The organism is Bacillus cereus group sp. BceL291 (assembly GCF_051776705.1).
Classification (GTDB): Bacteria; Bacillota; Bacilli; order Bacillales; family Bacillaceae_G; genus Bacillus_A; species Bacillus_A cereus.
The window spans coordinates 191,466-203,760 of record NZ_JBPWAP010000002.1; the positions used below are offsets into that span (position 1 = coordinate 191,466).

The following is a 12,295-nucleotide window of genomic DNA, read 5'->3' on the forward strand; positions in this document are numbered from 1 at the left end:
TGTTACACCTCAAATTTATAGCCTACACCCCAAACAGTTTGAATGTAGTTTCCACTTTCTCCAAGCTTCAAGCGCATCGTTTTCACGTGCGTATCTACTGTTCTTGTACTTCCGGCATAATCATATCCCCATACCTTTTCAAGTAATTGCTCCCGGCTAAATACTTGTCCTGTATGCTGACAAAGAAAATATAGTAAATCAAACTCTTTTACAGTAAGAGAAATCGACTCACCATTCGCCTCAATTCGTCTGCTTTTTTCATTGATAAGAATTGGTCCAAATTGAATCTCTTCTTGCTGTTCTTGCTTTGTATATCTTCTTAGTACAGCTTCCATACGGGCAACCAATTCACCAGGACTAAACGGTTTTACAATATAATCATCTGCTCCCATACGTAAGCCATTCACCCTATTCCACTCTTCACCTTTTGCGGTTAAAAATATAATCGGCACATCTGACGTTTTTCTAATTTCTTTACAAACTGAAAGTCCATCCATTTCTGGCATCATTATATCTAATACAACGAAATCATAATGATCCGTTTCTAGTTTTTTAAGAGCCTCTTTTCCGTTTTCAGCTTCTCCCCACTCATATCCAAAGTTATCCAAATACATTCCAACAAGCTGCCTCATATCACTTTCATCATCTACAACTAGCACTCTATATTTATTCATTGTCCTTCCCTTCCCTCTCTATGAGTTGAAACGGTCCTTTTCCGACTTTAATTGTTTGTTTTATTTTCATACTCTTCATATCCATGACGCACACTTCATCACTATCATAACTTGCTACATATCCTTCTGCTCCGCTTTTCAAAAATGCAAATGGATTTGAGCCTATTTCAACGGAAGCTACCTCTTTATACGTACTAATATCAAATTTTCTAAGCATATTCGAACCGTGGCTTAATGCATATACGTACTTATTATCTTTCGTTATGTTCACAGGCATAAATGGAGCGTGTAAAGAACGTACCATTTCACCGCTCTGTAAAGAATACACTAATACTTTCTCATTCACTTGATTTCCATCACCATGCCCGCCAATCCATATTTCTTTCCCATCAGGACTAATCGTCGCTCCTGTTGATGCTGGCGGAATCATAAAGGATTGAGCAACTTCTTTTTTCTTCGTATCAATTGTCGTTAGTTTCGTATCATAAAAGTTTAGTACAGATAACCGATTCTGATACTCTACCATCGTTATAGGCCCTTTTCCTGTTGAAACATTTCCTGTCTCTTTCCCATTTATCGTAAAGAACCTTACCTTTTGAACATTTTGATCAGCAGCAAATAATTGTTTTTTATCTGCTGATACGACCACATTTACAATGCCCTTTCCAGTTTTATATTTTTCCACTTGCCTTCCTTCCGCTAGTGAATATACATACATATATTCTAATTGCTTACCGTATACAAGTATTTCATCGCCATTTGGAAGCAGTGTGATTCCAGCCATTGGCTCATTTAGTTCCCATGTCGTAATTAACTTTTTATCTTTTTTATCAATAAAACTAATACTGCCTTCTTTTATATTCGTAGTTATAATAACATTTTTATCTTTAGCAATTGGTGTATATGAACTTCCTTGACACCCTACTAATAGAAATAAAAAACAGAGAAGAAAAACATACTTTCTCAAAAGATTCCCTCCACCTTCAGATGATTTCGTTATAATTGTAAAATAACAAATAAATGTGTGGAAAGTGTGAAATTCCCCTTTCTTACTCAATTTACATATATAATGTACAACAAATAGAATTTGAGGTGTGTCAATTATGCTATTTCCTGATTTAGCGAATAAAATTGTACGAGAAGTACGCAGACTAATTACAGAAAATATAATTATCATTAATATAGAAGGCGTTATTATCGCAAGTACAGATACAGAAAGAATTGGCCAATTTCATGAAGGTGCACTCCGCTGCGCTAAACAAAAGAAAACCGTCATCATTACAAAAGAAGATGAAAGGCGATTGCAAGGTGTAAAGGCTGGGATGAATCTTCCTCTATTATTTCATGATGAAGTAATCGGTGTCATTGGGATTACCGGAGAACCTGAAAATATTTCACGCTACGGAGAAATATTGCGTAAGATGACCGAATTATTAATTCATGAAAACTACTTTTTAGAGCAATTAGAACTTGAGCACCGTTCTTATGAAGCTTTTGTCTTTGATTGGCTTCAAAATACAGAGTGGTCCCCGAGTTTTCTTGATCGTGCCAAAACACTTGGCATTGATTTATATAAGAAAAAACAACTTGTTTTGTTTTCTATTGGCAAAAATGACACAATGCTCCAGCGTAAAATATGGCAACATGTACGAAATATTTTAACAAAAGAGCATCTATTTGTTCGCTGGGGAAATGATCGTTTTATTTTATTTACAGCGATGAGCTCCAAAGAACAAACTTATCAGTTTTTAAAACGGTTAAAACAAGACTGCGAAGCTTTATTTTCTATTCCTTTATATATCGGGATTGGGCAAACAGTTACCCCAAACAATATGAACATATGTTACGAACAAGCATTACGTGCTCTTTCTGTATCATTGGAAACGAAAAAAATTGTATTTAATGAAGATTTACGTTTAGAAATGTGTTTACAAGATATTTCTGTCGAAACGCGTGAACAATTTCTAGAGCGTACCATCGAAAGCTTACTATCATCTCCTGAGCTTATGCACACTTTACGCTTATTTATCGATTATAACCAATCTTATAAACAGACAGCTAAACAATTACATATACACATTAACACCTTACATTATAGGCTAAAAAAGATTGAAGAACATACAGGACTTGATCCAAAACAATTCAGAGACTTAAACGTTTTATACTTCGCACTCCTCCTATTAGATAATTATACAAAAAAGAACGATAAAACAGATTAATCTTTAGATGATTATACATAGAAAGAATCCCTCGACTTTTTTATCATTATAATGAAAGCACTGTTACCACGTTGTTTATTATAACTAAACACGTTAACAGTTTGAGGGGGATTTCCAATGTTAGAAAAACAAATTATTCATTCATTCGTATCTATTGTTGGCGAAGATAATGTAGATACATCCAATATGGGGCGTTTAACTTATAGTTATGATGCCACTCCAAACTTCCAAGCAATGCCTGATGCAGTCATTGCTCCTCGTAATACAAATGAAGTAGCTGAAGTGTTAAAAGTATGTAACACTTACAAAATCCCTGTGTATGTGCGCGGGTCTGGAACAAATCTTTGCGCAGGAACATGTCCACTTGAAGGCGGTATCGTCCTTATTTTCCGCCATATGAACAATATTTTAGAAATTGATGAAGAAAACTTAACAATTACTGTACAAGCTGGTGTCATTACACTTGATATTATTAAAGCGGTAGAAGAAAAAGGTTTATTTTATCCACCAGATCCAAGCTCGATGAAAATTTCTACAATCGGCGGTAATATTAATGAAAACTCAGGTGGATTACGCGGTTTGAAATATGGCGTAACACGTGATTATGTAATGGGGCTTGAACTTGTCTTACCAAATGGTGATATTATTCGCACTGGTGGTAAATTAGCAAAAGATGTAGCTGGTTACGATTTAACTCGTTTATTTATCGGTTCTGAAGGAACACTTGGCGTGGTAACAGAAGCCATATTAAAACTTGTTCCTATGCCTGAAACAAAGAAAACAATGCTTGCATTATATGAAGATATTAATGAAGCTGCACGTGCTGTTTCTTCTATTATTGCAAATAAAATCATTCCAGCAACACTGGAGTTTTTAGACCAACCGACAATTGAAGTAGTAGAAGAGTTTGCACAAATCGGTTTACCTACAGATGTAAAAGCAATTTTATTAATCGAACAAGACGGTCCACCCGAAGTAGTCAATCGAGATATTGAAAAAATGGCTAACGTTTGTCACTCTATGAATGCAGTTGATGTTCGCGTTGCAAAAGATGAGACGGAAGCAGATGCGCTTCGTACCGCTCGCCGTAGTGCCCTATCAGCGCTCGCACGATTAAAACCTACTACAATATTAGAAGATGCAACTGTACCACGTTCACAAATAGCTCCAATGGTTGAAGCTATTAATACCATTGCAAAAAAATATAATATTCCTATTTGTACGTTTGGACACGCTGGTGATGGTAACTTACATCCAACTTGTATGACAGACGCTCGTAATGCAGAAGAAATGCACCGAGCTGAACAAGCTTTTGCTGAAATATTTGCGAAAGCAATTGAACTTGGTGGCACAATTACTGGTGAACATGGTGTTGGTGCGATGAAAGCTCCATATTTAGAAATGAAATTAGGTAAGGAAGGTATTGCAGCTATGCAAGGAATAAAGCAAGCTTTCGATCCAAATAACATTATGAATCCTGGAAAAATGTTTGCGAAAGACACTCGAAAAAGAGTGGTGGTTGAGCGATGACGACATTGAATAAAGAAAATATTCAAAAAGAATTTAAAGAACGATTAAGTGAAGATGAATTACTAAACTGTATGCGATGCGGTTTTTGTTTACCTACTTGTCCTACCTACATTCAATCCGGATATAAAGAGTCACATTCACCGCGCGGACGTATCGCATTAATGAAAGCTGTCGTTGATGGTTTAATCGAACCAGATGAAGATGTTGAGAATACATTAAACGTTTGTCTTGGTTGCCGTGCTTGTGAGCCTGTTTGTCCATCTGGTGTAAATTATGGCCATTTATTAGAAGAAGCTCGTGATATTATTAATCAAAATAAAAAATTCTCGGTGCCAGTGAAAGCTGTTCGAAAAGTCGTTTTTGAAGGATTATTCCCCCATCAAAATCGAATGAGAACATTAACTGGACTAATCGGATTTTATCAACGTTCTGGTTTACAAACGCTAACACATAAAACAGGGATTATGAAGTTATTCCCTGAAACACTTGCAACGATGGATCTCGTTTTACCAAAAGTCCCTAAAATGAAAGCGATGAAAGATCGTCCTTCATTTTTACCTGCAGAAAGTACAAAGAAAAAACAAGTTGCATTCTTCACAGGCTGCTTAATGGATACGATGTTTTTAGAAACAAATAACGCAACGATGAAACTTCTTCAACTAGCTGGTTGTGATATCGTTATTCCAAAAACACAAAGTTGCTGCGGTGCATTACATGGACATGCTGGTGAAAAGAGTGGAGCAAAAGAATTAGCAAAGCGAAATATAAAAGCATTCGAAGATTTAAACATCGACTATATTATTACCAATGCAGGTGGTTGCGGGGCTTATCTTGTAGACTATGATTATCTTTTAAAGGATGATCCGGATTGGGCTGAACGTGCTAAGCAGTTTGTTTCTAAGATTAAAGATATTACTGCTATACTAGTAGAACTAGACTTCCATAAGCGAACTGACTTACGACTCACGCCGCAAGTTATTACGTATCAAGACTCTTGTCATTTACGCAATGTTATGCGCACATCTTCTGAACCTCGTATGTTACTAGAGGCTATCCAAGGTGCAACATATCGAGAAATGAAAGATGCCGATCGTTGCTGTGGCTCTGCTGGTATTTACAATATTGTTCATACAGAGTTATCAATGGAATTTCTAGATTACAAAATGGACCGTGTGCATGAAACAGAAGCAGCAACCATTGTTACTGCAAATCCAGGTTGTTTATTACAAATGAAATTGGGCATTGAGCGAGAAGGGCTTTCTCATAAAATGAGAGGAATTCACATTGTGGATTTATTATTAGAAGCAATTGAAACTAACTCGTAATAACTCGTAACATACGTAATAATAGGAAAACGGCTATCTCCTTCGTCTATGTAAAGAGATAGCCGCTTTTTTGTCTGCTACAACATTAAAAATATGTTACTTTATTATAAAAAAGAACAACAGAAACATTACAGTTTTGTAAAAATCAATCCATTATATTCCTCAAAAAATCGTTCAAACCATTGATACAATAGGATTCTTCATTTTCTATTTAGGTAACTTTATCCAAAAACCCCCTCTTAAAACCAAGTATAAAAACACTATAAATTCCTTTTATACTCTATATTTCTCTTATTTTTGCTCCCTTCTTCTCTTAGGATAAATTAGGTAATTTTAAAGTCTATGAATTTTTTTCCATCTTTTTTCTCGCAAATTGTATGCTACGATGAATTTGTCAGTCAGACAGGCTGTCAAAAACAAATCGTGTGAAAACAAATTAAAACTTTATATAGGGGGACACACATCATGAAAAAGCGTGTTTTATTATCTGTAGCTGCTGCAACAGCTCTTACTTTAGGAGTATCTTCTCTAGATGCACAAGCTGCAACAGTACAACCATCTAACGTAAAGGTTCAAAATATTCAGCATTCAAAAGTGATGATGAAACAAATGAACCAACAAGAATTACAAGCATTCTTACAATCTATGGGAGTTGAATCATTAGCACAATGGCAACAAGGAAACTTCCAACCAAACTGCTTCATTCCTGGTCAACAACCTACTGAAAATGTTGTAACTGAGCAACCAACAGCTAAGCCAGAAACTCAAAAGCCAGTTGAACAAAAACCAGCCGAGCAAAAGCCTGCTGAAGAAGTTCAAAAACCAGAAGCTCAAAAGCCTGCTGAAAACAACAATACTCAAAAACCTGCTGAACAAAAACCTGCTGAGCAAAAGCCTGCTGAAGAAGCAAAATCTTTAAGTGAGTTCGAACAACGTGTTGTTGAATTAACAAACGCTGAGCGTGCAAAACAAGGCTTACCAGCACTAAAAATCGATACTGAATTAAGCAAAGTAGCACGTATTAAGTCTGAAGATATGCAAAAAAACAACTACTTTGATCATAACAGCCCTACATACGGATCTCCGTTTGATATGATGAAGAAATTTGGTATTTCTTATACATCTGCAGGTGAAAACATCGCTCAAGGCCAACGTACACCTGAAGAAGTAGTACAAGCTTGGATGAACAGCGCTGGACACCGTGCAAACATTTTAAATAACGGCTTCACTCACATCGGTGTTGGTTATGTAGAAAGCGGCAACTACTGGACACAACAATTTATTACGAAGTAAATAGATTAAAAGAGTCTTCTCATAATGAGAAGACTCTTTTTTAAGTTTCATAGCTTTCTATTATGTATGAATAGAAAATATATAACATAAACAACATAGATCCACAGCTTATTATACTAAGCAATACATAAAATCCCCACTCTAAGTTCAAAAACAATGAAAACAATATGCCCCATGCCATCACTTGAAAAATTCGTCTACTCACTAAACGAATTTTTTGTAATTTAATTGGGTCTTTTTCTTTTTCTTTTTCTTTGCCTTTTATGTTCTTAAATTCTTTACTCAGCATAAAAAGAAACATACTAATCCCAATCGTTAATCCTGTTTGAAAGGATATCACCTTCCTAAAATTAATAAAGAGGATAAGCATATGAATAAACAACATAAATAACGTAATTTTCTTTATAAAGCCGCCTATAATACCATGCCCTCTTTCATTAAACTTAAATATATTATGTGAAATAATATACAAAAATCCATATGAAAAAATAATAAAACAGGGAATAAATGCTACAACAACTTGTTTACTCATAAACTCGTTTGGCTCACCATTTACATTCCAATGTACTGCCATACGATTTGGTAAATAGGGATAGAGAAATAGAGTAAGTAAAAGACAAGCGAAAAATATTCCAAGTACATACTTATATTTGATCAAGTGATTCTCACCTCTCTTTTCTCTTAACGGCTTCGCTTCTTTTAGAGAAATCCCTGCAAAAATCTACTTTTTTCAAGTTAAAACTTATACTTTACGCATTTTCTTTTTGAAATTCTTTTATTTTTTTATTTAACTTTGTAGGAAACGGCACATCAACTTCAATTGCTTCTTTCGTAATTGGATGCAAGAAATTTATCTTCATCGCATGCAATGCTTGACTGGACATATATTTTGTTTGTCCACCATATAATACATCCCCAACTAGTGGATTACCATTATGACTCATATGAACACGAATTTGATGTGTTCTACCCGTTTCTAATTGTAACGTTACGAAAGTCGTGTTTTGCTTCTTAAAATACTTTTCTACTTTATAATATGTGATAGCTTGGTCACCTTTTGGAGAAATACGACGCCTTGTAGCATGATGGCGATCCCTTCCGATAGCAGCATCAATCTTTCCTTGTTTCTTCTTTACTTTCCCTTCAACGAGCGCTGCGTACGTTCTTTTAATTTTTCTTTCCATTAATAGACGATCCATAATTGCACCAGCAATTCTATGCTTAGCAAACACGACACCACCTGTCGTATCTTTATCTAAACGATGAATATGACGCACCTTCGTCTCTAAACCTTGCATTTGAAAATGAAAAGCAACAAGATTTGCAAGCGTCCCGGTTCCACCTCTTTCAGCAGGGTGTGTGTCCATTTGCTCTGGTTTATTTACGATAAGTACGTGATCATCTTCGTATACTACATGTAATTCACCATATTCTGGATCTACACCGTACTCTTCCTCCGCAAACATATGGACTTGTAACTTATCGTTCTCTTTTAAAAGCTCATTCCATCTTCTTTGTTCCCCGTTAACCGTAACACCTTTTTCCATACGAAGCTGATGTAATAGCTTTTTCGGTATTTCCCATTCTACTTTTAATACCGATTCAATACTTATACCATTCCATTTAGCTGGAACGATAATTTCACACCATTCGCCCTTTTTCTTTGTTTCCATACTGTTTATCACCTTATTTCTATTGATTCTCTCATTGTAACGGAAAACACACTTTGATGCACTGTCAAAAATAGAGGACAGTCTTATAATAGACTGCCCCTCAAGCTCTAAGTCTTTTCATTTCTAATAATACTTCTTCAGCTTTTTGTTCATACGATAAATCTTTAAAGAAATCCGCCAACCTTTTATAATCATTGTAAGCATCTAATAAATCGTCCATCTTTTCTATTTTCATCACTTGTTGTTTTTGTTTCATTTTTACTGGATAGCGATAACCTGATACTTCTTGTATTTTGTAATACTCATCCTCTACTTGAACGACCTTTACAAGTTCTTCCTCTTCTGCATCCATCGTATACCCGTCAAATTCTCTAAGTAGTTCATAAATGATATGAGTCCATTCATCTTTTGGATAAAATCCTTTTTCTAACCGATAACCGACAATGCGATACATATGCCCATCGTTCTCGGCAAACTGTACTGTATCATTTAACTTAAACTTAAAATAACGAAACATTGCCTTCACCTACTTATTATGTAATGTTCTTATCACATACTATTTGCAAAATGTAGGCTTTGCTATTCATAAAAAATGCTCATCATATTGATGAGCATTTTTTACGATGCTTTTTCTCGTTTTTTTCGAAATGGTAACCACCAGTTCCAGTCTCCAAATAACTTCATTAAGCTTGGTACGAGCATAAGACGAATAATTGTTGCATCAAGAAATATTGCTAATGCAACGCCAAGACCCATCTGCTTTACTGGTAAAATATCAGTAAATGCGAATGCACCAGTTACAACAATCATTATTAAAGCAGCTGATGTAATAATTCTACTTGTTGAAACGAGCCCTTCTAACGTTGCTTGATCGTTATCTCCTGTTTCTTCATAGAGCTCATGAATACGTGAAATAAGAAATACTTCATAATCCATACTAAGCCCAAATACGAGGCCAAAAATGAAGATTGGTAAGACAAACAGAACCGGACTCGCTTCTAAACCGAAATGACCACCTTCAAATAACCAAACAACAATTCCAATGGTTGCACTTAAACTAAGTATATTCATAACAATTGCCTTAATTGGAATGAGCATAGATCGGAATGCAAATAATAATATAACAAAGGTCGATCCAAATATAACAGACATACCAATTACAACTTTATCTTTAATTTCATCTTCTAATTCTTGTTGAAACGTCGTCATTCCGCCTAGATAATACGTAACATCCGTTTCTTTATAGTTCTTTTTAAAGTCACGTACCCACTGTTTTGCAGTCTCTGTACGTGGTTTTGTTTTCAAAAAGATTTCTATCGTCGTCTTATTCCCTTGCGTGTATGCTTCAAATACAGGAGTTAGTTTCGCTGATTCTGGCGACTGCAATATTCCAACAACTTGATCTGCTTTCATTCCAGTTAACCCGTCGTATAAACTTCTTACTTCATGTACTTTCTTATCATCTTTTAACTTTTGAACGACTTCTTCTATCTTTTGTAGACTTTCTTTTTCTTTCATATCTTTTTTCGTCTCTACAACTAACGTAACATCAGCGTGTGTTTTGACAGTTTCATTAAATGCTTCTTCATACTTTTCATATGCAATCCTTGTATCACTCTTTTCAGGTAAAGCTTCAACACCAGGGAACTGCAAATTAGCTGTACGTAACGGTAATAAGCAAATAACAATAAATGTTGTAACAACAATAATCATTGCAATTGGATGTTTCATCACAAATTGTGCAAATTTACGCCATGCTTTTGCCGGCGTATGTGCTACTTGATTCTTTTTTAATATTCTTTTACCGATTAACGATAATAGTGCTGGAAGAAGTGTGAGTGAGAATAAAATGCTCATAATGACAACAATCATTCCGCTAATCGCGACAGATTGAATATAATCTATCTTAAAGAAAAACAAACCAGATAATCCAACAAATACGCATAATCCTGAAAATACAATCGCACGTCCTGCCGTTTGATATGTAATTGTTATCGCTTCTTTTACCGTTCGTTTAGCAACTTCCTCTCGAAAACGGTTCACAAATAATAGCGCAAAATCAATAGATAATGCAAGTCCAATCATCGGTGCAACATTTAACACGAAAATAGATAGTTCTTTATCAACACCGATGAAATACAATATCCCCATCGTACTAATAACACTAAGCGCCCCATTCAAAATCGGTAAAATTGATGCCAAAAGACTACCAAACGAAAATAGTAATACAAGAAACGCAATTGGTAATCCAATCATTTCTGCTACTTTTAAATCATTTTGCGTTCTTTCATTAATCTCTTTATTAATTTTCGGAAATCCTGTAGGTGTTACTTTTAATGCTACATTACTTTCTTTCTCAATCTCATCAGCAAATTGTAATGTCTTTTCCATTCTTTCTTTATTTGTTTTCCCGGAAAATAAAATTGTCGCATAACCGATGTCATCTTGTAGCATTTCTTTATTTTGGATTGGGTGATGGAAAGATTCATAGTTCTCTTTCTCTTGAACATTCTTTACAATTTCATTTATTCGCTTTTTAAATTCCTCATGCGAAGCATCTTTATTTTTCTCAAAAATGAGCAGCAGCGTATCTTGAGACTTCTTAAAATCTTTATCTAAAATTTCTTTCGTTTTTTGATAGTCGCCTTCCGTTTGGAAACCGTCACCACCTAATACTCCCGGTAGCTTTGGAGCAAAAATCCCAAGTGCGATTGCGAGCAACAGTAACGTTACAATTACGGTATAACGAAACTGATACAAAAAGGCTCCTAACTTCCCCCACTTATCAACTTTATGTACATTTGTCTTCACACATTTTCACCTACTTTAAATAATTCAATTGTCACTTATACTGTATCACATCTTGATATAAACAAAAAACGTCTGGAAAAACTATAATAATAGTTTTTCCAGACGTTTTTCTATCTCTCTTTATTAAGCCCTAATCTCTCAGTAAGTAAACGATGGTAGTAAATCGCGATAATTAACAAAATACCACCTACGCAGTAACCAGCTAAAATATCAGTTGGATAATGTACATTTAAAATGACTCTACTTAATCCAATCGATAAAATTACTATACCCATCAAAATTGTTGTGACACATTTCCCAGCTACACTTTTCAAATTAGCAGCAATGATATAAGTAAGAAATCCAAATGTCATAATCGATAGCATTGCATGTCCACTAGGAAAACTATATCCAAGTGCATCTAGCGCTTCATTTAATGACGGACGTTCTCTCTTTACACTCTCTTTTATCCCTTTATTCACAAGATGTGTTATTAAAATTCCCATTGGATATACAATCATCGCAGCATAATAACGCTTCTTCCAAAAAACAAGCAAACTTATAACGAGCGTAGCGACTATCCCAATTGCTGATCCCAATTTTGTAAAGTACGAGAAAAATGTAAGAGAACTTTCCGTTTGTAGCCCTCTTACTAATCCACGGACATATGTATCCATCACTGTAACGCCACCTGCATGTACGCGCCAAGCAACAATACCAAATACAGCAAATAACAAACCGATACACATTACCTCATACTGATGTAACTTCTTCTTCAAACGATTTCCTCC

11 protein-coding genes are annotated in these 12,295 nt (G+C 35.2%); 4 read left to right on the forward strand and 7 right to left on the reverse strand.

Going from position 1 to position 12,295, the window contains the following annotated elements; all coding sequences use genetic code 11:
* Positions 1–2: 2 nt before the first annotated feature.
* The gene (locus ACS2CR_RS02895) at positions 3–674 is read right to left on the reverse strand and encodes a response regulator transcription factor (RefSeq protein ID WP_001046400.1); all 672 of its coding nucleotides are present in this window, start codon (positions 672–674) and stop codon (positions 3–5) included.
* A complete protein-coding gene (locus tag ACS2CR_RS02900; protein WP_053513370.1) occupies positions 667–1,641 on the reverse strand; it encodes a YncE family protein in 975 nt (324 codons plus the stop codon). Before ACS2CR_RS02900 ends, ACS2CR_RS02895 begins: the two co-directional genes overlap by 8 nt.
* Before the next feature lie 127 nt (positions 1,642–1,768).
* Here ACS2CR_RS02900 and ACS2CR_RS02905 point away from each other — a divergent pair, with 127 nt between their 5' ends.
* The 4 genes from ACS2CR_RS02905 to ACS2CR_RS02920 all read left to right on the forward strand — a co-directional run bounded on the left by ACS2CR_RS02905 (position 1,769) and on the right by ACS2CR_RS02920 (position 7,041).
* Complete coding sequence (locus tag ACS2CR_RS02905) at positions 1,769–2,893, forward strand: CdaR family transcriptional regulator (RefSeq protein WP_140159926.1); 1,125 nt, start codon at positions 1,769–1,771, stop codon at positions 2,891–2,893.
* Positions 2,894–3,010: 117 nt separating this feature from the next.
* Entirely contained in the window at positions 3,011–4,423 is a 1,413-nt protein-coding gene (glcD, locus tag ACS2CR_RS02910) for a glycolate oxidase subunit GlcD (protein WP_053513372.1), read from the forward strand.
* Positions 4,420–5,748 carry a (Fe-S)-binding protein gene (locus ACS2CR_RS02915; RefSeq protein ID WP_053513376.1) on the forward strand — a complete coding sequence of 443 codons (1,329 nt, stop codon included), beginning with the start codon at positions 4,420–4,422 and terminating at the stop codon, positions 5,746–5,748. Before glcD ends, ACS2CR_RS02915 begins: the two co-directional genes overlap by 4 nt.
* A gap of 465 nt (positions 5,749–6,213) precedes the next feature.
* Positions 6,214–7,041, forward strand: a complete 828-nt coding sequence (locus tag ACS2CR_RS02920; protein ID WP_000747593.1) for a CAP domain-containing protein — start codon at positions 6,214–6,216, stop codon at positions 7,039–7,041.
* Between the two features lie 40 nt (positions 7,042–7,081).
* On the opposite strand, the gene ACS2CR_RS02925 is transcribed toward ACS2CR_RS02920, so the two are convergent.
* From ACS2CR_RS02925 to ACS2CR_RS02945, 5 genes are all read right to left on the reverse strand, one after another.
* Positions 7,082–7,699: a DUF1648 domain-containing protein gene (locus ACS2CR_RS02925; protein ID WP_000598998.1), complete on the reverse strand. Its 618-nt coding sequence runs from the start codon at positions 7,697–7,699 to the stop codon at positions 7,082–7,084.
* Between the two features lie 91 nt (positions 7,700–7,790).
* Complete coding sequence (locus ACS2CR_RS02930; RefSeq protein ID WP_000448324.1) at positions 7,791–8,714, reverse strand: RluA family pseudouridine synthase; 924 nt, start codon at positions 8,712–8,714, stop codon at positions 7,791–7,793.
* Between the two features lie 100 nt (positions 8,715–8,814).
* The gene (locus tag ACS2CR_RS02935) at positions 8,815–9,231 is read right to left on the reverse strand and encodes a hypothetical protein (RefSeq protein ID WP_000490301.1); all 417 of its coding nucleotides are present in this window, start codon (positions 9,229–9,231) and stop codon (positions 8,815–8,817) included.
* Positions 9,232–9,332: 101 nt separating this feature from the next.
* On the reverse strand, positions 9,333–11,525 hold the full coding sequence (locus ACS2CR_RS02940) for an MMPL family transporter (protein WP_016109577.1): 2,193 nt from the start codon (positions 11,523–11,525) through the stop codon (positions 9,333–9,335).
* 110 nt (positions 11,526–11,635) lie between these two features.
* Positions 11,636–12,283, reverse strand: coding sequence for a phosphatase PAP2 family protein (locus ACS2CR_RS02945; protein ID WP_000727794.1), 648 nt, complete (start codon positions 12,281–12,283; stop codon positions 11,636–11,638).
* Positions 12,284–12,295: the final 12 nt, after the last annotated feature.